The sequence below is a fragment of the Sulfitobacter sp. G21635-S1 genome (assembly GCF_027213915.1).
Lineage (GTDB): Bacteria > Pseudomonadota > Alphaproteobacteria > Rhodobacterales > Rhodobacteraceae > Sulfitobacter.
On record NZ_JAPWGV010000025.1, the window covers coordinates 68,553 to 93,436 of the forward strand.

At 65.5% G+C, this 24,884-nt stretch carries 15 protein-coding genes; 10 read left to right on the plus strand and 5 right to left on the minus strand.

Translation table 11 applies throughout. From position 1 onward, the window contains the following. Positions 1-8 precede the first annotated feature (8 nt). From O4H53_RS20845 to O4H53_RS20860, 4 genes are all read left to right on the plus strand, one after another. Positions 9-5,447, plus strand: a complete 5,439-nt coding sequence (locus O4H53_RS20845) for an alpha-2-macroglobulin family protein (protein WP_269366907.1) — start codon at positions 9-11, stop codon at positions 5,445-5,447. Next, complete coding sequence (gene pbpC / locus O4H53_RS20850) at positions 5,444-7,468, plus strand: penicillin-binding protein 1C (RefSeq protein WP_269366910.1); 2,025 nt, start codon at positions 5,444-5,446, stop codon at positions 7,466-7,468. Before O4H53_RS20845 ends, pbpC begins: the two co-directional genes overlap by 4 nt. Before the next feature lie 81 nt (positions 7,469-7,549). Next, on the plus strand, positions 7,550-8,200 hold the full coding sequence (locus tag O4H53_RS20855; RefSeq protein ID WP_269366912.1) for a DUF1007 family protein: 651 nt from the start codon (positions 7,550-7,552) through the stop codon (positions 8,198-8,200). Beyond that, entirely contained in the window at positions 8,185-9,096 is a 912-nt protein-coding gene (locus tag O4H53_RS20860; RefSeq protein WP_269366914.1) for a nickel/cobalt transporter, read from the plus strand. The genes O4H53_RS20855 and O4H53_RS20860 overlap by 16 nt, the downstream gene beginning before the upstream one ends. A gap of 30 nt (positions 9,097-9,126) precedes the next feature. Here the strand turns inward: O4H53_RS20860 and O4H53_RS20865 are convergent, their stop codons facing one another. From O4H53_RS20865 to O4H53_RS20880, 4 genes are read right to left on the minus strand one after another with little or no spacing between them, the layout of a single operon-like run. After that, positions 9,127-11,172, minus strand: a complete 2,046-nt coding sequence (locus O4H53_RS20865; RefSeq protein WP_269366916.1) for a hypothetical protein — start codon at positions 11,170-11,172, stop codon at positions 9,127-9,129. Further along, positions 11,169-13,943, minus strand: coding sequence for a DUF4159 domain-containing protein (locus O4H53_RS20870; RefSeq protein WP_269366918.1), 2,775 nt, complete (start codon positions 13,941-13,943; stop codon positions 11,169-11,171). Before O4H53_RS20870 ends, O4H53_RS20865 begins: the two co-directional genes overlap by 4 nt. Further along, on the minus strand, positions 13,940-14,848 hold the full coding sequence (locus O4H53_RS20875) for a DUF58 domain-containing protein (RefSeq protein WP_443069625.1): 909 nt from the start codon (positions 14,846-14,848) through the stop codon (positions 13,940-13,942). The genes O4H53_RS20870 and O4H53_RS20875 overlap by 4 nt, the downstream gene beginning before the upstream one ends. After that, on the minus strand, positions 14,845-15,852 hold the full coding sequence (locus O4H53_RS20880) for an AAA family ATPase (protein ID WP_269366920.1): 1,008 nt from the start codon (positions 15,850-15,852) through the stop codon (positions 14,845-14,847). The genes O4H53_RS20875 and O4H53_RS20880 overlap by 4 nt, the downstream gene beginning before the upstream one ends. 69 nt (positions 15,853-15,921) lie before the next feature. On the opposite strand from O4H53_RS20880, the gene O4H53_RS20885 reads away from it, so the two are divergent. Together O4H53_RS20885 and O4H53_RS20890 are read left to right on the plus strand one after the other, a co-directional pair. Continuing rightward, positions 15,922-16,506 carry a DUF1285 domain-containing protein gene (locus tag O4H53_RS20885; protein WP_269366921.1) on the plus strand — a complete coding sequence of 195 codons (585 nt, stop codon included), beginning with the start codon at positions 15,922-15,924 and terminating at the stop codon, positions 16,504-16,506. Between the two features lie 140 nt (positions 16,507-16,646). After that, positions 16,647-16,874 (plus strand): DUF2798 domain-containing protein, encoded by a 228-nt coding sequence (locus tag O4H53_RS20890; protein ID WP_269366922.1) that lies wholly within the window; start codon positions 16,647-16,649, stop codon positions 16,872-16,874. 642 nt (positions 16,875-17,516) lie between these two features. Here the strand turns inward: O4H53_RS20890 and polA are convergent. Further along, positions 17,517-20,315 carry a DNA polymerase I gene (gene polA, locus O4H53_RS20895; protein WP_269366923.1) on the minus strand — a complete coding sequence of 933 codons (2,799 nt, stop codon included), beginning with the start codon at positions 20,313-20,315 and terminating at the stop codon, positions 17,517-17,519. Positions 20,316-21,123: 808 nt separating this feature from the next. Here polA and ilvD point away from each other — a divergent pair. From ilvD to O4H53_RS20915, 4 genes are all read left to right on the plus strand, one after another. After that, entirely contained in the window at positions 21,124-22,890 is a 1,767-nt protein-coding gene (ilvD, locus tag O4H53_RS20900; protein ID WP_114274274.1) for a dihydroxy-acid dehydratase, read from the plus strand. After that, positions 22,871-23,449, plus strand: a complete 579-nt coding sequence (locus O4H53_RS20905; protein ID WP_269366924.1) for a hypothetical protein — start codon at positions 22,871-22,873, stop codon at positions 23,447-23,449. Before ilvD ends, O4H53_RS20905 begins: the two co-directional genes overlap by 20 nt. A gap of 116 nt (positions 23,450-23,565) precedes the next feature. Further along, positions 23,566-24,339: a DUF6478 family protein gene (locus tag O4H53_RS20910; protein ID WP_269366925.1), complete on the plus strand. Its 774-nt coding sequence runs from the start codon at positions 23,566-23,568 to the stop codon at positions 24,337-24,339. Positions 24,340-24,350: 11 nt separating this feature from the next. Next, positions 24,351-24,722 (plus strand): hypothetical protein, encoded by a 372-nt coding sequence (locus O4H53_RS20915; RefSeq protein ID WP_269366926.1) that lies wholly within the window; start codon positions 24,351-24,353, stop codon positions 24,720-24,722. Positions 24,723-24,884: the final 162 nt, after the last annotated feature.

Below are 24,884 nucleotides of genomic sequence, written 5' to 3' on the forward strand. Positions count from 1 at the left end.
AGTTTGTCATGTCGATTTTCCGCATCCTGCGTCTGCCTCTTTTGCTGCTTTTCCTGCTGACCGGGCCGCTCTGGGCGCAAACTGCGGTGCCCGAGCATCGTTTCCTGTTTTCACGCGACGTGGATTTTTACGGCGCGGACCTGACCAACCTTTTTGATACCACGCAGGACGCCTGCCAGCGTGCCTGTTCCGCGCAGGATGCCTGCGTCGCCTTTACCTTCAACGCGCGGTCGAATGCCTGTTTCCCGAAATCCGGCATATCCGACCGGCAGCCCTACGAGGGGGCCATGTCGGCGCGCAAGGTGGCGACCGATCCGGCGGTTTTGGCCATCGCAGCGGCGCGCGCGGCAGATCTGTCGTTCCTGGACAGCAGAGACCTGGTAGATGCACGGGCGCTGGTCGCAAGCAATGCGCGGCGGTATTCCTTTGGGCCGGAAACGGCGGATGACCTGATTGCCGCAATGACCGGCGCGCAACAGGCAGGCAATACGGAAAATGCGCTGGCATGGGCGGGCAAGGCGGTTGCGGCGACCGATCGGGCCGACCTGTGGGCGCGCATGGCGCGGCTGTCGCTGGTGCGGGCGCAGCAGCTGCGCAACAGCGAGCGGGCAGAGCGCAACCGGGTTGCGCTGCGGGCGGCGACCAACGCCTATCTGCGCGCGGATAATGTGGCGGTTCAGGTCGATGCCCTGTCGGCGATGGCACTGGCGCTTGAGGAGAACCGCCGCGGGCGTGACATGATCCCGGCGCTGCGGCTGGCGCTGTCGCTGTCGCCACGGGAGGAGCTGGAAACCGCACTGGACGATGCGATCGGAAAATACGGTTTTCGCATCACGGAGCACCGGGTGGACAACAATGCCGCCGCCCCGCGCATCTGTGCCGAATTCTCGGAAAAGCTGGTGCAGGTGGGGCAGGATTATGAACCCTTCGTCCAGGTCGAGCAGCGCGGTCTGGTTGTGCAGGCTGACGAAAGCCAGCTGTGCATCGACGGTGTGGAACACGGAACGCGCTATGACGTGACCTTTCGCAAGGGTCTGCCGGCGCAAAGCGGTGAGACATTGCACAAGGATGTGCGCCTCGGGCTTTACATACGTGACCGCGATCCGCAGGTGCGGTTTCCGGGCCGTGCCTACGTGCTGCCACGCGCGGCGGATGCCGCCTTGCCGGTCGAGACGGTCAATGTCACCGATCTGGATCTCGTGTTGCTGCGTGTCAGCGACCGCAATCTGGTCCGCACGATCCGGGAAAGCTATTTTGGCCGTCCGCTCAGCTATTATGAGCAGGAGCAGTTTTCCAGCGATCTTGCCCAGGAGGTCTGGCGCGGCAAGGGCGAGACCCGGAACGAGCTGAATATGGACATGACAACGCGGCTGCCGATGGGCGATGTGCTGGCTGACAAGCCTGCGGGTATCTATGCGCTCAGCGCCGCGGTGCCCGGGCAGGACCCCTATGACCATCCGGCGGCAACCCAGTGGTTCGTGCTCTCCGATCTGGGGCTGTCGACCTGGTCCGGTGTCGACGGGCTGCATGTGGCTGTGCGGCGTCTGGCCGATGCCACGCCGCGCGCGGGCATCCGGGTAAGCCTGATTTCCCGCGCCAACGCGGTGCTGGGGGAGGTGACCACCGATGCGGAGGGTTTTGCCAGTTTTGCCGCCGGTCTGACGCGCGGGTCCGGTGCCGCAGCACCGGCGCTGCTGGTGGCAGAGGATGGCACGGCGGATATCGCCTTCCTGCCGCTGACCGATCCGGCCTTCGATCTGTCCGACCGTGGGGTGGAGGGCAATCCGCCCGCGCCGCCCATCGACACGTTCCTGACGACGGACCGGGGCGCGTATCGCGTGGGCGAGACGATCTATGCCACTGCCCTGACCCGTGACGGGCAGGCCGCTGCGCTGACGGACCTGCCGGTGACAGCGATCCTCAGGCGGCCCGACGGCGTCGAATATTTCCGCCACCTCAGCCAGAATGCCAAGGTCGGCGGCCATGTCTTTGCCCTGCCGCTGGGCGGGGATGTGCCGCGCGGTGCCTGGCGCATCGACGTGCTGTCGGATGTGGATGCCCCGCCACTGGCCAGCCAGACCGTGCTGGTGGAGGATTTCCTGCCAGAGCGCCTCGATTTCGAGATGACCCTGCCCGACGCCCCCCTGACGCTGGCCAGCCGCCCGCCCCTGCGGGTGGATGTGCGCTATCTGTTCGGTGCACCGGGGGCCGACCTGCCGGTGCGTGGCGACCTGCGCCTGCGGGCAACGCGGTCCCTGCCGGGATGGGCGCGTTACAGCTTTGGTCCGCATGATGCGGCCTTTGGCACCCGCACCTCTGCGCTGGACGACACGGTGACCGATGCGGCAGGCACAGCAACGCTGGCGTTGAAATTCCCCACCCTTGATGAGGACCCCGGGCTGCCGCTGGAGGCCGCGATCATCCTGCAGGTCTCCGAAGGGTCCGGCCGCCCGGTCGAACGCCGCCTGACCCAACCGGTCACGCCGCAGGCCACGATGATCGGGATCAAACCGGCCTTCGAGGGGACCCTGCCAGAGGGTGGCGATGCCGGATTTGACCTGATCGCGGTGACACCCCAGGGGGACACTGCCCCGATGCAGGTCCGCTGGACCCTGAACAAGGTCGAGACGCGCTATCAATGGTATCAGCAATACGGCAGCTGGGAATGGGAGCCGACCGTGCGCCGCATCCGCGCCGCGACCGGCGAGGCAGCGCTGGGGGCCGAACCCGCGCGGATCAGCGCGCCGACGCAATGGGGCGAATATGAGCTGCTCGTGGAACGCATTGGCACGCCCTATGCGGTGTCCTCGGTGCAGTTCTATTCGGGCTGGTACGGGGGCGATGGCGAGACCGACACGCCGGACCGGCTGGAAATGTCGCTCAATGCCGATGTCTTTGCGGTGGGCGATCCGGTGCAGGTGCGGCTGATGGCCGATGGCGATGGTGTCGCGATCCTGACGGTGCTGTCCAACCGGGTGATCGAGCGCAAGGTTGTCGCCGTGACCAGGGGCGAGAACGTGCTGCCCCTGACCGTGACGGAGGATTGGGGCAGCGGGGCCTATGTGACCGCTTCGGTGCTGCGGGGCATGGATGTGGGCGCGGGCCTGAACCCGGCGCGCAGTCTTGGGCTGGTTCATGCCGCGGTGGAGCCGGGGCAAAAGCAGCTGCAGGTCAGCTTTGATACCCCCGCGGTAGTGGACGGTCAGGCAGGCACCATGCGTGCCGCCGTTTTGGTCGAAGGCGTGCAACCGGGAGAGACGGCATATGTCACCCTTGCGGCTGTGGATCAGGGCATTCTGAACCTCACCCGGTTCGAAGCGCCGGACGTGAACGGCCATTACTTTGGCCAACGGCGGCTGGGCGTCGAGATGCGCGATGTCTATGGCCGTCTCATCGACGGGATGAACGGCGCGCTGGGGGCGGTCCGCTCGGGCGGGGATGCATCCGGCGGGTCGCAGGTGCAATCGCCGCCGCCGACCGAGGAACTGATGGCTTTCTTCGCCGGTCCGGTGGCCGTGGGCCCCGATGGCCGGGCCGAGGTCGAGATCATCAAGCCCTCCTTCAACGGCACGATCAAGCTGATGGCGGTTGCCTGGTCCGGCAGCGCCGTGGGGGATGCCGACACGGATGTGATCGCGCGTGATCCGGTTGTGGTCACCGCCTCCCTGCCGCGGTTCCTGGCCCCGGGTGACGACAGCCGCCTGCTGCTGGAATTCGTCCATGCCGAAGGCCCCGCAGGTGACATGCCGCTAAGCGTGGTGGCCGATGCCGCCGTGGCCCTGGGGGATGTGCCGCAGCGGGTCAGTCTGGACCGGGACGGCACCCTGCGTCTGGAGATACCGGTGACCGGGCGCGAGATTGGCGACCCGTTGATTACCGTCAGTCTGCAGACCCCCGATGGCACCACCCTGCGCAAGGTGCTGACCATGCCGGTGCGTGACAACGATCCTGAAACTGCCATCACCCGCAAATTCGCGCTGGGCGTGGGCGAGACCTTTACTTTCGACAACAACGTCTTTGCCGGCATGCGCCCCGGCACGGGCGAGGCGACCCTGACGGCCGGACCACTGGCGCGTTTCGACGTGCCGGGGCTGCTGCGGCAGCTGGATCGCTATCCCTACGGCTGTACCGAACAGGTGACATCGGCGGCGATGCCGCTGCTGTACCTGTCATCCATGGCCGAAGCCGCCGGACTGGGCGAGCCGGAGCGCATTCGCGCCAAGATCGACGCTGCAATTGCGCGCGTGCTGACCCGGCAGTCCAGCAACGGGGCCTTCGGCCTCTGGAATGCCTCCTCGGGGGAATTTTGGCTGGACGCCTATGTGACGGATTTCCTGTCCCGGGCCCGGGGTGAAGGTTACGAGGTGCCCGATACCGCCTTTGGTATCGCCATGGACAACCTGCGCAACCGCATCGCCTATGCCCCGGATTTCGACAACGGGGGCGAAGACGTCGCCTATGCCTTGCTGGTGCTTGCCCGCGAGGGGGCGGCGAACATGGGTGATCTGCGATATTATGCTGACACAAAGGCCGATGATTTCGGCACACCGCTGGCTGCCGCCCAGATTGGCGCGGCGCTGGCCGCCTATGGCGATCCGGTGCGCGCCGATGCGATGTTCCGGCGTGCGGGGGTGCTGTTGCTGCGCGACAGGGACCAGCGGCGCATCTATCGTGCCGACTTCGGCACCAGCCTGCGGGACACCGCCGCCGTGCTCAAGCTGAGCGCGGAGGCGGGCAGCAATGCGGTTGAGCCTGCCACGCTGATCTCCTGGGTGCGTAATGAGGACAAGCGCCTGTCGACGCAGGAGGCCGCGCAGGTGGTGATGGCGGCCCATGCGCTTGCTTCACCCGATGCGGTGCCATCACTGCGCGTGGACGGTGAGGAGGCGCGTGGGCCGGTGATCAAACGGCTGAGCGACCGGCAATCGGGCCTGTCGGTGATCGAAAACATCAGCGCCACGCCCATCGACATCACCATGACGGCCTATGGCGTGCCGCAGGTGCCGCCGGCGGCGGATGGCTACGGCTATGCGATTGATCGAAGCTATTTCACCCCCGAAGGTGCGCCGGTCAGCGGGCCGGTTGCCTCGGGTGACCGGCTGGTGGTGGTGATCACGGTGACACCTTTCGAGAACGTGGGGGCGCGTCTGATCGTGGACGATCCGCTGCCCGCAGGCTTTGAGATCGACAATCCGAACCTGTTGCGCGGGGGCGAGGTCAGCAGCCTAGACTGGTTGCAGACGGCGGAGGCGGAGAATGCCGAATTCCGCAGTGACCGCTTTATCGCAGCGGTGAATCACAGCAGCGCGGAGCCGTTCCGCCTTGCCTATATGGTGCGCGCGGTGACGCCGGGTGCCTATCACCATCCTGCCGCCACGGTCGAGGACATGTACCGCCCCGAATACCGCGCCAACACCGATACCGGCGAGGTGACGGTTACGCCATGATCCGGCGCTATGGTCTTTTCGCCCTGGTGGTTGCGCTAGGGCTGGCCGCCGGTCTGCGTGACGGGTTCGACCGATGGGTGGCGGCGACGGTGCTGCCGCCGGTGCTGGTTGAAACCTCGGTCGAGGTGCATGACCGTCACGGCGCGCTGATGCGGGTGTTCCCGGTGGAAAACGGTCGTGTCCGCCTGGCATTGCGCCTTGATCAGGTCGATGCCGGTTACCTGGACATGCTGGTCACCTATGAGGACAAGCGGTTTTACCGACACGCCGGTGTCGACCCCGTTGCGCTGCTGCGTGCGGCGGCGCAGGCCCTTTGGCAGCAGGAAATCCGGTCCGGCGGCTCCACCCTGACGATGCAGGTCGCGCGGTTGCTGGAGAACTCGGGGACCGGGCGCTGGCCGGGCAAGATGCGTCAGGTCCGCGTGGCGCTGGCGCTTGAGCGGCGGCTGACAAAGGCGCAGATACTGGAGCTTTACCTGAACCACGCGCCCTATGGCGGCCCGCTGGAAGGGCTGCGGGCCGGAACCCTCGCCTGGTTCGGCAAGGCGCCCGCGCGACTGACCCAGGCCGAAGCGGCGCTGATGGTGGCGCTGCCGCAATCGCCGGAAACCCGCCGCCCCGACCGCCACCCGGCGGAGGCCCGCGCCGCACGGGATCGTGTGCTGACGCGCCTCGATGCACCGGAGCAGGATTTGAAGGCGGCAATCCCCACGGCGATGAAACCCATGGTCCGGCTGGCCCCGCATCTGGCGGATGCGGCCCGGCGGGAAGACCCGCTGGCCCCGCGCCATGACCTGACACTGGATGCCGGGATGCAGCGGCAGGTAGAGGCGCTGGCGCGGCGGGCGGTCAAGGGCCAGCCGCGTGGCGTTTCGGCGGCCATCGTCGTTGCCGATCATCGCAGCGGAGACATCCTCGCTTCTGTCGGGTCACCGGCCTATGCGGCCGAGGATGGGGCGCTGGGCTTTGTCGATATGACGCGGGCCGTCCGGTCACCCGGATCCACCCTGAAACCCTTCATCTACGGGCTGGCCTTTGATCAGGGGCTGGCGCATCCCGACACGCTGATCGACGATTCACCGGTGGCTTTCGGCAGCTATGCGCCGCAGAACTTCGATGGCCAGTACCGCGGCGAACTGACGGTGCGCGAGGCGCTGCAACTGTCCCTGAACATCCCGCCCGTCCTGCTGACGCAGGAACTGGGCCCGGCCCGGCTGATGGCCAGCCTGAGACAAGGCGGCGCCCGGCCGCAGCTGTCGGGCAAGCCGGGTCTGGCGGTGGCGCTGGGCGGCGTGGGGCTGACGCTGAATGACATGGTGCAGCTTTATGCGGGCCTTGCCTCCGGCGGGAGGGCGCAGCCGCTGGTCTGGCGCAAAGGCACCGAAAAGCAGCCCGAGCGGCGCATGATGTCGCGGGCGGCGGCCTGGCAGGTAGGTCATATCCTTGCCGGTATCACCCCGCCGCCCGGCACGGCGGCGCGCCCGGGGCAGATCGCCTACAAGACCGGGACGTCATATGGGCACCGCGATGCCTGGGCCATCGGGTTTGACGGCGCCCATGTGGTCGGCGTCTGGCTTGGCAGGCCGGATGGCACCCCGGTGCCCGGTGCATTCGGCGGCGACCTTGCCGCGCCCCTCCTGTTCGAGACCTTTGGCCGTCTGGCCGCAACGCGCAGCCCGCTGCCGGTGCCACCGCCCGAAACCCTGATCCTCAGCACGGCCTCCCTGCCCAAGCCCTTGCAGCGGTTCCGGCCCCGTGACGCGGCATTTACCGGCGATGCCCGCGCACCCATGGTCACATTCCCGCCCGACGGCGCGGTCCTGCGGCAAAGCGGCGATGGCATTCCGCTGAAATGGCGGGCCGGTGTCCTGCCGATGACGGTGCTGGTGAACGGCGCGCCGGTGTTGACCGGTGTGCGCCGCCGCGATGCGATGCTGTCGACGCTGGGGCCGGGGTTTTCGCGCATTCAGGTGATTGACGCGACCGGCCGGGGAGCGGCGGTCGAGATCAGGCTGGACTGACCCGTACCGCTTGGCCAAATCGTGCCACAGCCATTTGCCCGCCATTGCTGGCCGCAGGTGCTTGCGCTAGGACTGGCGGTGATGAAACGACTGCTGGCCACCTTGTTTTTCTGCGTATCGGCCTCCGGGCTGACGGCACATCCACATATCTTTGTGGATACCGGCCTTGCTTTTCATTTTGACCCGGAGGGACGTCTGACCGAGGTCGAAGTGACCTGGGCCTACGATGAATTCTATTCCTTGCTGGTCACCGAGGATATGGAGCTGGATGCGGACTTCGACGGCAAGCTGACGGAGGCGGAACAGGCCGCACTGACCGGATTCGACATGCAATGGATCGAAGGTTTCAACGGAGATCTGGAGATCATGCAGGGTACGAAACCGCTGCACCTGTCCGGGCCCCGGAATTATACGGCCAGACTGACGCATGGCCGCGTGGTCACGACCCATTTCCGCAGTATCGAAGGCGCATCGGCAGAAGGCGCGGCCTTTGAGGTGAAACCCTACGACCGGACCTATTACACCGCCTATGACGTGACTTTGCCCGTCACCATCGAGGGGACCGAAAATTGCCGCAGCCGGGTCAAGATGCCGGATCTGAACAAGGGGCTTATGGCGGTCCGCGACGAGCTGGCCGCGCTGGATGCGGAAACCGACCCGGATGAGGCCGGACTTCCCAACATCGGGGCCGATCTGGCGTCGACGGTGATTGTCACATGCGGCGCATCCTGACCCTTGCCGCGGTCGCGGTTCTGGTGCTGCTTGCGGCGTTCTGGGCGATTGGCGGCTTTGACCAGATCGCACTTTGGGCTGCGGGATTGCAACGCTCCTTTCAAAACACCATCGCCGGTGCCCTGCGCGCGGCGCGGGCGGGGGATGAGGGCGCGGTGCTGACCTTGCTGGGGGCCTGTTTCGCCTATGGGCTTGCCCATGCGGCGGGGCCGGGCCACGGCAAGGTGCTGATCGGCGGCTATGGGATGGGCAGCAACGTGCCGATGCTGCGCCTCTCGGTGATCGCGGGGCTTGCGTCACTGGGGCAGGCCGTGGCGGCTGTCGTGCTGGTCTATACCGGTGTTCTGGCCCTTGATCTCGGGCGCGAGGCCCTGGTTGGCGTGACCGAAGACATCATGGCCCCCGCCAGCTATGCGGCCATCACCGCCATCGGCCTGTGGCTGTTCCTGCGCGGTTCACGCAAGGTATTTGCCCGGCCATCGGGCACCTCTCACCACCACGATCATAGCGCAGGCCATGATCACGGTGTCTGTCATGAATGTGGCCATGCCCATGGTCCGACACTGGAACAGGTTCAGCAGGTGCATTCGCTGCGCGCCGCCATCGGTCTGATTGCCGGGATCGCGATCAGGCCCTGCACCGGGGCCCTGTTTGTTCTGGTGATCACCTGGCAGATGGGTATCGGCGGCCTGGGCATCGGCGGGGCCTTTGCGATGGCGCTGGGTACGGCGGTTGTCACCATTGCTGTCGGGCTGACGGCGGGTGGCCTGCGTGGCGGTCTGCTGGCAGGCATCAGCGGCTCTGCCCGCCTCGCTAAGACCGCTGCGGCGCTTGAGGTGATGGCAGGGCTGACCGTGACTGTCCTGGCCGGGGGGCTGTTGGTCCGCGCGTTGTAGCGGCAGCCGCTTTGACACGGGCCGGTCAGCTCAGCGCCGCCCCTCGCGCAGCCAAGCCCCGGTGATCAGCAGCACCGACAGCACCAGAACCAGCCAGCCCGGCAGCAGCGGCGTTTGCGTGACATCGCGGGTCTCGAAGGCATCGCGCGGGGTCAGGCCCAGCCATCCCCGTCCTGCGGCGGGCCGTCCCTGCCTTACGTCGCGCAGTTTGGGCAACCCGTCCTCCAGCCGTGCCACACCGCCACGCATGCTGTCCACCAGCGGGCGCATGACTTCATCGCTGGCAATGGTTTCGACAAATTCGCGAGGCGCGGCGGGGCCAAGGCCGATGACAGCGTTCTGATCGCCGTTCGCCAGCCGGTAGAGCCCGATCTCCGGCCCCTGAAAGACGGTTTCGAAAATGCCGGGGGAGACCTCCTCCAGGGTGAGCTCGACAGTGCTGCCGTCCGGTGCGGTGACCGTGACCGGGGGTACTGTTTCCTCCAGCGTGCGGCGGCGGATGCGCATGGTCTGGCCTTCGGCGGTGGCGGTCAGCGCCTCTTCCTCCAGTTCGGGTTCCTTCATCATCCAGTGCGCCAGCCGCCGCAGCAGTTCCAATTGCGGCCCACCGCCCTCGTAGCCCCGGCTCCACAGCCAGGCGTGATCCGAGGCCAGCAGGGCCACGCGGCCCTCCTCGACCCGGTTCAGCACCAGCAGCGGGCGGTCGTCGACGCCCTGCATCACCACATTGCCCTTTGGCTGGGTCAGGTCGATCTGGCGTAGCCAGCGTCCCCAGTCGCCGGAAGACGGCAGATCGGCTGTCACCGGGTGCCGTTTGCCGATCTCGGTGACCTTGGGCAGATAGGGTTCCTCGATCACCCGCGCCGTGGTTGGCGTGGCAGGCAGCACCGTCCCGAGAGGCGAGCGGTAGAGGCTGTCGGCGGTGGCAAAGTCCGGGCCTGCGGCGACCAGCACGGCACCGCCCTTGCGGATATAGTTCGCGACATTCTCCAGGTAGAGCGAAGGCAGGATGCCCCGGCGCTTGTAGCGGTCGAAGATGATCAGGTCGAAGTCCTCGATCTTTTCCATGAACAATTCGCGGGTCGGAAAGGCGATCAGCGACAGTTCGTTGACCGGCACGCCGTCCTGCTTTTCGGGGGGTCTGAGAATGGTGAAATGCACCAGGTCGACGGAACTGTCCGATTTCAGCAGGTTGCGCCAGGTGCGCCCGCCGGGATGGGGCTCGCCCGACACCAGCAGCACACGCAAACGGTCGCGGACACCGTTCATCTGGATCAGCGCGGTGTTGTTGCGGTCGGTCAGTTCGCCATCTGCTTCCGGCAGGGTGAACTGGATCACGTTGCGCCCGCCGTGGGGCAGGGTCACCGGCAGCTCCAGATCCTCGCCCACCGGGACGCGGAAGCTTTGCGGCGGGTCCCCGTCGATGGAGATGTCGAGTTGCACCAAAGGTTCATCTGCAGGGGCGGCGCCAAGGTCGCCGATGCGCAGCGTCAGGGTGACCGGTTCGCCGATGATGGCAAAGGCGGGGGCGTTGCGGACGGTCAGGCGGCGGTCCCAGTCGGCCTCTTCACCGCTCATCAGCAGGTGCAGGGGCGCGGGCAGGTCAACGGGCAGATCGGCATCATGGATGCGCCCGTCGGATATCGCAAGAATGCCCGCGATGCGCGCGCGCGGTTCTTCCGCCATGGCGTTTGACAGGGTGGTCATCAGTTCGGTGCCTGCGTCACCCTCCCCATCGGGAATGGCAATGCGGCGCAGTTCCGTGTTCGGTCGGGCGGTGATCTGCGCCGCGAGGGCCTCTGCCGCCGCATCGGATTGCGCGGTGCGCGTGCCCAGCGTCTGGCTGGCGCTCTCATCCTCCACCAGAAAGACGATGTCGGTCAGCGGCGCGCGGTCTTCCTGCTGGTAGGACGGGTTTGCCAGCCCTCCGAGCACCACCAGCGCCGCGCCGGCCCGCAGGCCCCAGCCATTGAGCCCCCGCAGGATCGCAAGGATGATCGAAAGCGCGGCGATGATGGCCACCACCAGCAGCAGCGCCATGGGCACAAGGGGATCAAAGACGACAGTTGCGGTCATTGGCCAAGCCGATCCAGCAGGGCAGGCACATGGACCTGGTCCGACTTATAATTCCCGGTCAGTACATGCATGATCAGGTTCACGCCAAACCGGTTGGCAAGCTCCCTTTGCCGTTCACCGGCATATCCCCGCCCGATCGGCAGCAGCGGCGCACCGTCGCTGCGCACCGCCCAGGCCGCAGCCCAGTCGTTGCCGCCGATCACCACCGGCGTGACACCGTCGTTGAGATTGCGGAACGGCATCCCCTCGATCTGCTCTGCATCGGGCGGTGAAGCCTCTACCCAGACATCGCGGCTGTTGTAGCGGCCCGGAAAGTCCTGCAGCAGGTAGAATGTGCGTGTCAGCACGTGATCGGCGGGCAGCGGTTCCAGCGGCGGAATGTCCAGCAGCGCGGCAAGGTCCTGCAGCTTGCGGCCATTCTGGCTGGTGCCGCTCAGCCCCGCGATATCCGCGTCCCGCGTGTCGAACAGGATCATGCCGCCGGACCGCAGATAGGTGTTCAGCCTGGAATAGGCTTCGGCGGAGGGGCGCGGTTGATTGGGCGTGATCGGCCAGTACAGGATCGGAAAGAACGCCAGTTCGTCGGTTTCCAGGTTGACCGCCGTGGGCGGTGCCGGTTCGACCGATGTGCGAAAGAACAAGACGTCGGAAAGCCCCTGCAGACCGGCGGCGGCGATTTCATCCACCTCCGCGTCGCCGGTGATCACATGGGCCAGCGACACCTCGACCGTGGCGGCAAGGGCAAATGCATCCGCCTCGGCTGATTGCGCATCCGCCGGGCCGTGTGGCAGGCAGATCGCAAGCACCAATGCGCCGATCACTGTTGTGCCACGGCGGCCCAGCAGGCGCCCGGACAGGGCCAGCGATGCCACCACATCCGCCAGCAGCAACAGGATGGCGAGGCTCAGCAACCAGCCTGCCACCGGTTGTTCCGGCGGGACGGCAAGGCCACGCAGGGGCACGTCGGCGGGCCAGCTGGCCGGGATCAGCCTGCTGTCGGCGGTGAACACGTTACGGGCCAGCCTGCGGTCTGCATTGGCGTAGATGCCCGGGCGCAGGGCCGGCCCGGCAGGGGCGCTGGCCAGATCGGCCCCGTCCACACCCGGCAACGTGCCCGCATCGGACAGGGTGCCATAGCCGTCCATGATCCGCAGCGGCGTCCAGGTGGTCCCGCTGAGATCGCCCGCATCGGGCTGTGCCGCAGCGGAGGACACCGCGAGCCGTTCCATCATCTGGACGAAGAGACCCGACAACGGCAGGGTGGACCATTCTGCCGTGGCAGTGACATGGAACAGCACGATCTGCCCCTGGCCCACGGTCTTGCGGGTGACCAGCGGCGTGCCGTCGCTGAGCGAGGCGATGACCCGGTCGGCAAGGGTCGGATCGGGTTGCGCGACGACCTGGGCGGTAACTGTCACGTCGTCCGGCACCGGCAGGCCAAAGAAGGGCGATGTATCGCGGAACGGGGCCAGCGATTTGGGCTCGCCCCAGCTCATCGCGCCGCCCACGCTGCGCCCGCCTGCCCGCAGGCGCACCGGCATCAGCGGGTCTTCGTCGATGCGGCTGACATCGCTTGCCGCGATGCGGGGGCCGGCAAAACGGACAAGCATGCCGCCGTTCTCGATCCATTCGGTCAGGGGCGCCGCCTCGGCCTCCGACAGGGTGGCGATATCGGCCAGCACGATCACATCGGGGTTGGCGGGCAGCACATCGGCGATCGACCCGTCGATCAGGTCGGCGGTGGGGGCAAGCGCCTGTTCGATGTAATGCAGGGGTGACAGAAGCTGCAGCGCCTCGCGGTCGCCACGCCCGCCGATCAGCGCCACCTCGCGCCGCCGCAGGGCATCGTCCACCAGCGTCACCGCACCGGCGGAGCGTTGTCCCGCGATCACAAACCCGGTGATACGTCCCCGCATCTCGGCAGGCAGGGAAAGCTCGGCCGTGCCCAGGGTCTCGCCCTCGGCAAATGACCCGTTTGCCGTTGCAAGGATGCGCGCGTTCCCGGCGGGGTCGCGCCCCTCTGCCTGGATGGTGACCTCGCGGGCGGGACCGGGCGCGGCACGGACAACCTGAAGATTGATCACGCTGTCGGCATAGGTGGCGGGGCTGATGGCAAGCACATTTGCCGCGGTCTGGTAGACCTCCACGTCGCCTTGCGCCTGAAGCGTCTCCAGCATCTCTTCCCGGCCTTCATAATCCAGCGCGTCGCTGAACCAGAGCGTATCGAACGCCGCCATCTGATCGACGATTGCCGTGGCCCGCGCAACATCGGCGGAGGAGGGTTGCCATGGCGCGGGGGTGAACCCCGCCAGTCGGCTGCGCCATACATCGGCAGCCTGGAACAGCGGTTCCTCCGGGCGGGTCAGCGCCAGCACAGCCACCGTGCGATTGGCCCGTGCGGCACGGGCAAGCTGCGCTTCGACAGCCTGCATCTGTTCGGCCCAGCGGGTTGCCCCCGCCCATGTGCCATCCAGCACGATCAGCAGCGGACCGTTGCCCTGCGCCTGATCCTCCTGCGGGTTCAGCACCGGACCGGCAAGGCCCAGAATGATCGCCGCAACCGCCAGCATCCGCAGCAGCAGCAGCCACCAGGGTGTGCGGTCAGAGACGCTTTCGTCGTCCTTGAGACCCAGCAGCAGCGCCACACCCGGAAAGCGCCGCCGGATCGGCGCAGGCGGCACCGCGCGCAGGATCAGCCAGAGGATCGGCAGGGCCGCCAGAGCGATCAGCAGCCAGGGTGCCGTGAAACCGATGCCGCCCAATACCGTCATGCCGCCACCCCCGCACGCGCATCCAGCGCCGCATAAAGCCACAGCAGCGCCGCTTGCGCGGAGGCATCCGTGTGATGCAACCCATAGCGCCAGCCGGTCACCGCACAGAGCGATTGCAGCTCTGCCTTGCGGGTGGCGAGCCGCTCCAGATAGCGGTCGCGCAGGTCGTTCGCCTTGAGCGTCTCATGCCTGAGGGTTCCGCCCACGCTTTCGAAAATCGTGCGTCCCCGGAAGGGAAATGCCTCTTCGGAGGGATCAAGCACATGGTACAACACGCCGCGAACGCCCCGGTCCGCCGCCTTGGTCAGGGCCAGTTTCACGCCGCTCATGTCGCCCATGAAATCCGAGATAAAGACCGCCCGCGCATGGGGGATCATCGCCCGGTGCTCCGGCGGGCTGTAATCGGCTTTGTCATCCTGGCAGAACACCTCGGCCAGCCGCAGCAACTGCGGGTTGCCGCAACGCGGCGGCAGGCGGGTGCCGGTCAGGCCGACCCGTTCGCCGCCCCGCAGCAGCAGGATCGCCAGCGCCAGGCCCAGCAGGCGGACGCGGTCGGATTTCTGCGGCAACCTGGAATCGCTGGAAAACCGCATGGATGCACCCTGGTCGAGCCAGAGCATCACCGACTGGGCAATTTGCCATTCCCGTTCGCGCACGAATTCATGATCGCCCATGGCGCTGCGGCGGTGGTCGATCATGCGGCGGCTGTCGCCAATCTGGGCCGGACGGTACTGCCAGAAATCATCGCCGACGCCCGCGCGCCTGCGGCCATGCGCACCCAGCAGCACGGCTCCCGCCAGATGTTCGGCACGCGCCAGCAGGGCGGGCAGGCGGGCTGCCTCCTCCTCCCCCTCGGTGCGAAGGGTCGCGGGGGTGTAACCGCCAGGGGCAATGGGGTCGGTCACGCCGCCGCCTTGGTCCCGGAAAGGCTGGCGGCTGTTTCCTCGATCAGGTCCTGAAGGCTGTCACCCCGCGCCCGCGCGGCAAAGTTCAGCGCCATCCGGTGGCTCAGCACCGGGCGCGCCATGTCGATCACATCTTCGGCGGAGGGAGCCAGACGCCCCTGCAACAAGGCGCGCGCCCGCACCGCCAGCATCAGCGATTGCGCCGCGCGCGGGCCGGGGCCCCAGGCAACGGATTCGCGCACACGGGCGCTGGCACCTTCCTCTTCCGGGCGGAAGGCGCGGACCAGATCGAGGATCATCTCGACCACCGATTCCCCGACAGGCATGCGCCGCAGCAGACGTTGCGCCGCCAGAAGCTCGCCCGTGGTAAAGACCTGGCTGGACTGCTCCTCCGTCTCGCCGGTGGTGGCCAGCAGGATATCGCGTTCCGTATCGCGGTCCGGATAGGCCACGTCGATCTGGACAAGAAAACGGTCCAGCTGCGCCTCTGGCAGGGGATAGGTGCCTTCCTGCTCGATCGGGTTCTGGGTGGCCAGAACGTGGAACGGCACACCCAGCGCACGGCTTTGCCCCGCGACTGTCACGGTCTTTTCCTGCATCGCCTGCAGCAGGGCAGACTGGGTGCGCGGGCTGGCGCGGTTGATCTCGTCCGCCATCAGCAACTGGCAGAACACCGGCCCCTCGATGAAGCGGAACCGGCGCGAGCCGTCCTCGGCGGTGTCCAGCACCTCGGAACCAAGGATGTCGGCGGGCATCAGGTCGGGGGTGAACTGAACCCGGTTGCCATCAAGGCCCATCACCGTGCTTAGGGTTTCCACCAGACGTGTCTTGCCCAGACCCGGCAGGCCGATCAACAGCCCGTGGCCGCCGCACAAAAGCGCGGTGAGCGTCAGTTCGACAACCCGCTCCTGCCCGATGAAACGGCGGGTGATCGACTGCTTCGCCTCGGCCAGCTTGACGCCCAGCGTCTCGATCTCGGCGACCATGTCTTCTGCATCACTCATGACAAACGCGTCCCTTGGGTTATATCCGTTGGTTGTACTGTATCTCTCAAACCGGGAATGGCAAAAGCAATGAGTGGACAAAAAAGCGTTACCCCCTCGGCGGAAAGCCTCGCAGCCTCTGTAAACGCCGCAAAATCACGCGGATTGCCGCCGCTGGAAAAATGGAACCCGCCGTTCAGCGGGGACATCGACATGCAGATCCGGCGGGACGGGACCTGGTTTTACGAAGGAACGCCGATTGCGCGGCCCGGACTGGTCAAACTTTTTGCATCGATTCTGTGGCGGGAGGGGGAGGATTACTTCCTGGTCACGCCGGTGGAGAAAGTGGGCATCACGGTCGAGGATGCGCCCTTCATCGCGGTGGATTTCGAGGTGGAAGGGCAGGGGCGCGACCAGACCTTACGCTTTGTCACCAATGTGGAGGACTGCGCCGTCGCGGGCGCGGATCACCCGATCCGGGTGGCGCGGGTTGATGACACGGGGGAGCCCGCCCCCTATATCCTGATCCGCCGCAACCTGGAGGCGCTGATCGACCGCAAGAGCTTTTACCGCATGGTCGAGATCGGGGAGCATCACGAGGGCTGGTTCGGCCTGTGGTCTGGCGGCAGCTTCTTCGGCATGATCCCCTCGGACGAGCTGCCGCAGGGCGCGTGACCCCGCCGGAACAGCGGCGGCAGCGTTGATTTCAAGGGATTATCCGGCCGGCTTGAGGCAGGCGGGCATCGCGGTTATGTCAGCGGGGGTGACCACCCCGCCGGCCCCGTGACCGAGACCCAGAACCGGATGAAAAGCCCATGATCCCCGCCCGCTATGCCCCGATCCTCTTTGGCCTGATCCTGTCGGGGCTGATGTCCTGCATGGTCTCGGGCATCGCCACCCTGCGGGCGACGGGGCTGGGCGCGGGGGTCTTTGCGCTGTGGATGGGGGCCTGGACGACAAGCTGGGCCATCGCCTTTCCCGCGGTCCTGCTGGTCGCCCCGCTGACCCGCCGCCTGGTGTCCAAACTGGTCCGCCAGGACTGAACAAGGTTAACATCGTTATTTTGAAGGACGAACCGGCGCACAACCTGTGCACTGGCCGTACACGGGAGGGTGTTGCGTTAAGGGGTGGTTAATGGGGAAGTGAAAAAGGGTAGCGAGGGGGTGTTTTCTGCGCTAAGCGCGGATGACCGTTATCCGCAAGAAGCGGGACGTGGCGGTGTCTGATCATGCGTGGCCCGATGTTTTCGGCCCGGAGCGGGCATGTGTCCCTTGCGTGGCAAATGGCCGGAACACGGCCAACGTGTCGTGAGGCGCAAGCCGGGTATCGCCCGACCTGGAGGGCGTTCCAAACAAATGTGAGCTGTGTAGCGTCGCAACCCGCAGACAGGGTTATGGCTTGGCAGAGCGTGCAAAATCGCCCTCCTGGGGGAGGTCGGGCGATGCCCGGCTTGCGCCGGGCGAGGCATTTGCGGGTAGGCGCCGCGCCGACGGCAACAAAGTCCCCATATCAGACTTCTATGCAAATCACAGCAAACTTCCGCATCCCGCCCTTCGCATCAGCGCGTCGTCGGATGCTCCGGTGAGTACAAACGTCTGACAAGTCCTGCGACCTGTCATGCGTTGCGCCAAGCAGGGACGCCTGCTCAAATGCCTAACTCACCATCCTCACGAGGCCGACACCCCCTAATGCGCCTCCGCCCAGTTGCTGCCCTGCCCGGCGTCCACTGTCAGTTTCACGTCCAGTTTCACCACCGGGTCGTTGGCGTTTTCCATGACCTCCCGGGCGGTGGTGATCAGAGCGTCTTCGGCCCCCTTGTCCACCTCGAACAGCAATTCGTCATGGACCTGCAGCAGCATGGTTGCGGGCAGGTCGGCGATGGCCTCGGGCATGCGGATCATGGCGCGGCGGATGACGTCGGCGGCGGTGCCCTGGATCGGCGCGTTGATCGCGGCGCGGGCGGCAAAGCCCGCGCGGGGGCCTTTGCTGGCGATCTCCGGCGTGTGGATCTTGCGGCCGAACAGGGTCTGGACATAGCCGTGCTCTTTGGCAAAGGCCTTGGTGTCGTCCATATAGGTGCGGATGCCGGGGAAGCGTTCGAAATAGCGGTCGATGAAGCCCTGCGCCTCGGCCCGCGGGATGCGCAGGTTGCGGGCGAGGCCGAAGCCGGAGATGCCGTAGATCACCCCGAAGTTGATCGCCTTGGCCTGGCGGCGGATGTCGGGGGTCATCTCCTCCAGCGGCACGTTGAACATTTCCGACGCGGTGAGCGCGTGGATGTCGATGCCCTCGGCAAAGGCCTGTTTGAGTTCGGGAATATCGGCGATATGGGCCAGGATGCGCAGTTCGATCTGTGAATAGTCGAGGGCGACCAGCGTCTTGCCCTCTTCGGCGACAAAGGCCTCGCGGATGCGGCGGCCCTCTTCGGAGCGGATCGGGATGTTCTGCAGGTTCGGATCTGTGGAGGCCAGCCGCCCGGTGGAGGCCCCGGCAATGGAATAGGAGGTATGGACGCGCCCGGTGTCAGGATTGATGTGGTCCTGCAGGGCGTCGGTATAGGTGGATTTCAGTTTCGACAATTGCCGCCAGTCGAGGATGCGGCGGGGGAAGTCGTGTTCGGTGGCCAGGTCTTCGAGGATGTCGGCGCCGGTGGAATATTTGCCGTTAGCGCCTTTCTTGCCGCCCTCCAGGCCCATGTCCTCGAACAGCACTTCGCCCACCTGCGCGGGGGAGCCGACGTTGAACTTGCGGCCAGCCAGTTCGTAGATTTCATCCTCCAGCCCGGCCATTTTCTGGGCAAAGGCGTTGGACATGCGCGAGAGCGTGTCGCGGTCGACCTTGATGCCGGAGCGTTCCATGGCGGCGAGGACCGGGACCAGGGGGCGTTCGAGGGTTTCATAGACCTTAGTCACCTGCGCGGCGTGCAGTTGTGGTTTCAACAGTTGCCACAGGCGCAGGGTGATGTCGGCGTCTTCGGCGGCGTATTTTACCGCGTCCTCCAGCGGGACCTTGTCGAAGGTCACGGCGGATTTGCCGGAGCCAAGCAGCGGTTTGATCGGGATCGGCGTGTGGTTCAGGTAGCGTTCCGACAGCGTGTCCATGCCATGTCCGTGCAGGCCCGCGTGCTGGGCGTAGGACATCAGCATGGTGTCGTCTATCGGGGCCACGGTGATGCCGATCTGGGCAAAGATCTTGGCGTCGTATTTCATGTTCTGCCCGATCTTGAGGATGCTCGGATCCTCCAGCACGGGTTTGAGCATGTCGAGGCAGGTGTTCAGGGCCATCTGTCCCTCTGCCAGGTCGTCGGAGCCGAAGAGGTCATTGCCCCGGTTCGCCTTGTGGATCAGCGGGATGTAGCAGGCCTTGCCGGGTTCGACCGCCAGAGAGATGCCGACAAGCTCGGCGGTCATTTCGTTCAGCCCGGTGGTTTCGGTGTCGATGGCCACATGGCCGGCCTCGTAGATCGCGTCGATCCACCTTTGCAGCGCTTCCGCATCGCCGACCTGTTCGTATTTGTCGGCGTCAAAGGGGATGTCATCCATCTGCGGTGTGTCGGGCAGGGTGGGGGTGTCCTCGATGGCGGGCATTTCCGCGCCCATTTTCTCGGCCACGCGCTTGGTCAGGGTGCGGAATTCCATTTCGGCCAGAAAGCCGATCAGGGTTTCCGCGTCCGGTTCGCGGACTTCGAGGTCGTCCAGGGTGAAATCCAGCGGTGTGTTCTCGTCCAGCTGGACCAGTTTGCGGCTGAGCCGGATCTGGTCGGCGTGGTCGATCAGGGTCTGGCGGCGCTTGGGTTGCTTGATCTCTTCCGCGCGTTCCAGCAGGGCATCCAGATCGCCGTATTCATTGATCAGCAGGGCTGCCGTCTTGATCCCGATGCCGGGGGCGCCGGGCACGTTGTCGACGCTGTCACCTGCCAGCGCCTGCACATCCACCACGCGGTCGGGGTAGACGCCGAATTTCTCGAACACGCCCTCGCGGTCGATGCGGTTGTTCTTCATCGCGTCCAGCATTTCGACGCCTTCCCCGACAAGCTGCATCAGGTCCTTGTCGGAGCTGATGATGGTGCAACGCCCGCCTGCCTTGCGGGCCTGCACCGCAAGGGTCGCGATGATGTCGTCGGCCTCGTATCCTTCCAGCTCCTTGCAGGCGATGTTGAAGGCCTCTGTCGCCTTGCGGGTCAGGGGGATCTGGGGGCGCAGGTCTTCCGGCATCGCCTCGCGGTTCGCCTTGTAGAGGTCATACATGTCGTTGCGGAAGGTGTGGCTGCCCTTGTCAAAGATGACGGCGACATGAGTCGGTGCGTCGGGGCCCGTGTTGTCCTCGACCATCTTGTAGATCATGTTGCAAAAACCCGAGACCGCGCCGATGGGCAGCCCGTCGGATTTGCGCGTCAGCGGTGGCAGCGCGTGATAGGCGCGAAAGATGAAGGCCGAGCCGTCGATCAGATGCAGGTGGTGGCCTTTGCCAAATGTGCCGGACATGGATGTGCTCCCCTTCTTGCGCATGGCGTTACTACCGCGCGCGGCGGGCTGCGGCCAGTGGGTATCTGACGCAGGGGTGGAGAGAGCATGTGCGGCGGCATGTCCCTTGCCAGGTCACGGCGGAAAAATGTGAAGGGTGCTGAAAGGGGCGCAGCAGTGCCAAAGCTGTTCGAGGATACAGATTTTCTGAAGCCGGTCAGCGATCCGTGGCAAGCAAAACTGACCCGGATGCCAGACAATTCTGGCCCAAACCGGCCCTTCGACGCGGGCTGCGCGAGGGGCCGCTTTGCGGGACATTGCTGCCGTCTGTCACTGGCACCCAGGCCCGGAACAAGCCGAAGGCGCCGGGCCATCGCCTGCCCGCCCCTCGGGTAGGCGATTTGGTGAGGCTAGTTGTTCCCTCGTTAGGATTCATCACGGTTGAGAAATAAAGTGGCATGAACCAAGGTCAGCATCGCCCACCCCGGGCAGGCGCTGGCCCGGCTGACGCCTCATGTAACTCCGGGCTCTTTCCGGACCTTCGCTGCATTTTTCACGAACGCCCGCTTCGCCCCTGCCCATCCTTCGGACGCAGCGCCGCGCGCCGGGTCAGGGATGTGACGCAAAAGCCGGTTTTACCTGGCCGCTGACCTGAACGGGCCGAAGCGGTGCTTCCCGGCGGCCTGCCGCGCCCTGTGCGCAAGGGGGTTGGCCGTTGATTTCGGGGCAGGTGCCGGGCATCTGCGTGCAATCTGCCTGACGTTCGATACTTGCAGCGCTGTCCTTGCCCGACTATTCCGGTTCACAATGTCTTTGAGGGAGCCATCAGATGTCCAGCAACCAGCGCTTTGACAAATCCAAACTGCCCAGCCGCCATGTGACCGAAGGGCCCGCGCGCGCGCCGCACCGGTCCTACTACTATGCGATGGGCATGACAGACGAAGAGATTCACCAGCCGCTGGTCGGCGTTGCCACCTGCTGGAACGAAGCCGCACCCTGCAACATCGCGCTGAACCGGCAGGCGCAGGCGGTCAAGCTGGGCGTCAAGGCCGAGCAGGGCACGCCACGCGAATTCACCACCATCACCGTGACCGACGGTATCGCGATGGGGCACGAGGGGATGCGGTCCTCTCTGGCCAGCCGCGAGGCCATTGCCGACACCGTGGAACTGACCATGCGCGGCCATTGCTATGACGCCATCGTGGGTCTGGCGGGCTGCGACAAATCCCTGCCCGGGATGATGATGGCGATGATCCGGCTGAACGTGCCTTCGGTGTTCCTTTATGGCGGGTCGATCCTGCCGGGCAAGGCCCCGCGCGGCGCTGATGTCCCGCAGAGCTTTGCGGACCGGGACCTGACCGTGCAGGACATGTTCGAGGCGGTTGGCAATTTCCAGAACGGCACCATGACCGAGGCCGAGCTTGAGATCCTTGAACGGGTTGCCTGCCCCTCTGCCGGGGCCTGTGGCGGGCAGTTCACCGCCAACACCATGGCCTGCGTGTCAGAGGCGATCGGCCTTGCGCTGCCCAACTCCTCGGGCATGCCCGCGCCTTACGAATCCCGCGATGAATATGGCAAGGCATCGGGCGCTGCGGTGATGCACCTGATCGAAAAGAACATCCGCGCCCGTGACATCTGTACCCGTGAGGCGTTCGAGAACGCGGCGCGGATCGTCGCCTGCACCGGCGGGTCCACCAACGCGGGTCTGCACCTGCCGGCGATGGCCCATGAGGCGGGCATCGACTTTTTCCTTGAAGATGTCTGCGATATTTTCCGCGACACCCCCTATTTCGTCGATATGAAGCCGGGCGGGGCATATGTCGCCAAGGACCTTTACGAGGCGGGCGGCGTGCCGGTCGTGATGAACGAGCTGCGCAAGGCCGGGCTGATCCATCTCGATTGCATGACCGCCACCGGCTATTCCATGGGCGAAGTGCTGGACCAGGTCACGCGTGAGGCGGACGGCAAGGTGATCCATTCCGTTGCCAACCCGATCAGCAAGACCGGCGGGGTCGTGGGCCTGAAGGGCAACCTCGCGCCCGAGGGTGCCATCGTGAAGATCGCCGGGATGAGCGAAGACGATATCGTCTTTACCGGCCCCGCACTGGTGTTCGAATGCGAACAGGATGCATTCGAGGCGGTGCAGAACCGTTCCTATTCCGAAGGCGACGTCTTTGTGATCCGCAACGAGGGCCCTGCGGGCGGTCCGGGCATGCGTGAAATGCTGGCGACCACGGCGGCGCTTTCCGGTCAGGGCATGGGCAAGAAGGTTGCCTTGATCACCGATGGCCGTTTTTCCGGCGCGACACGCGGGTTCTGCGTGGGCCACGTCGGACCGGAGGCGGCGCACGGCGGGCCGATCGCATTGCTGAAGAACGGCGATATGATCACGCTCAATGCCATCGAGGGGTCGATCACCGTCGATCTGACCGACGAGGAGCTGGCCAAGCGCAAATCCGAATGGAAAGGCGCGCGGCCCACGAACTATGCCTCTGGCGCGCTGTGGAAATATGCGCAACTGGTCGGGCCGACCTATCTGGGCGCCGTCACCCATCCGGGTGCCAAGGCGGAAACCCATGATTACATGGATCTTTAAGGCACCACTGGCCGCGATCTCGCTGATTGCCCTGTCTGCCTGCGAAGGCGGACAGGGTGCGGGTTTTTTCGCAGGCACCCTGGGGTCGGAACCCAAACCCCTGTCGCGGGCGGATATGGCCGGGGGGGCTGTCACGCTTGTGGCGCCTTCCGGGTTCTGCATCGACAGTGCGAGCCTGAAGCAGCGTTTTGCCCTGATGGCGCGGTGCGACCGGCTGGGCGCACCTGCCGCCGCTGCGGCGGCTCCGCTGGGCGTGATGACGGTCAGCCTGTCCAAGGTGGCCCCCGGCACGACCCTGCCCGATCCGAATGTCACCGGTGCGGCATTGGGCCTGACCGAGGTTTCCGCCCCCACGGGTGACGAAAATACCCAGATCTTTCGGGCCAACGGGCCGGCCCCCACCGACGAGCTGGACGGCAGGCACTGGCGCGCGACCGCCCTGGTGAACGGACAGTTCATGGGCGTGGCGCTTTACGGGCCCAGGGGCGATGCGGAAGTGCAAGAAGAGGGCCGCAGCATCATCGAAGCGATGCTCAACCGGACACGCAGCGTGAACTGAGCGGGATTGTTTCCCAATCGGCAACAGTCGACTTTATCCATCCCCGACCCTGGCCTATTCATTTGAATGAAACCTCCGGTCTGGATAGGATACGGAAAACAAAAGGCTTCTTGCAGATGTCCAAACTCGGCTTCAGTTTTCTGGATGGGAAAGTGTTCTCGCGCAATATCCGGCGCTGGGCGCGCGCTGCGCGCCTGGCCGATACGGCCGAACTGCCGCTGCTGCGCCGTCAGCGGAACCGGGCAAGGATGCTCAAATCCCACCTCGACAAGCTGATCCACACCGCTGATGAGCGGCTGGCCCTGCCCATGATCGGTTCCACCAGCTTTCCCAAGCCGCATAACGCGGACTGGGCGTGGCGGCCTGAACTCTGGCGCGGGCCCTTGCCCACCCCCGGGATCAGTTCCGTACAGACCAAGAGCCTGCTGGGCAACGAGGTGACGCTGTTTCACGATTGCGAATATTCCGAACTGACCCTGCGCCAGCTGCGCAACCTGCGCGAAGAGGACCTGGCTCCCTATGGGTTGCGGCTGGATGTTTTCAAATTCGATGGTTCCTTCCTGTCGCTGGTCATCGACCTGCCGGAGGCGGGGGTGACTGGCCTGAAGCGAACCCACCTGCTGCGCATGGATGCCATCGTGGAGCTTGAGAAACCGCTGGAGATCTTTGCGCGGCTCAACATCCGCCACGGGCCGAACACCGAACAGATCGTTCGCGAATTGCCGCTGGACGAGGAAAACCACCGCGTCGAATTCGACCTGGCCTATTCCAACCTGAATGAAAAGCGGGTGGACCGGGCCTGGATCGACGTCATCTTTGAAGGGCCGCAGATGAACCAGGTGATCCTGCGTGACCTCACCTTCTCGCGCCGCCCCCGCGCCCATTTGTAAGGAGGATAGCGATGTCCACGTTGGAACTGACCAAGACGAAGATGAAGCAAGGGGTCTGGCAGGGGGTGATCACCGGTGCGGGCGATGACATGCCGAAAATCAAGGTCACCCATCAGAATCAACCTGTCGAAGGGGTGGAACTGGTGCACAACGAGAAGGCGGACCATTGGCTGCTGTCCGTCATCATCCCGCCAGAGGCGATAGCGGACGGGGTGCAGACCCTGTTGATCCAGGACGCCGCAACCCAAACAGAGCTGGGTCATATCACGGTGATGGCCGGTGAAATCCTGGGCGACGACATTCGGGCTGAAATGGATCTGCTGCGGGCAGAGCTGGACATGCTGAAACGGGCGTTCCGGCGTCACTGCGTTGAAACCGCCTGACCCCGGACGAGACCCGGCACCGGACATGAAAAGGCCCGCCATCTCTGGCGGGCCTGAGGCTGCTGAAAAAGCACATTCCTGCACCCGCCCCCCCCCCGAAACAACGAAATCGTTCTTCCACGACGCCAGCCACAAGCCTTGGCCCGGGTGTCAGCCCGGGCC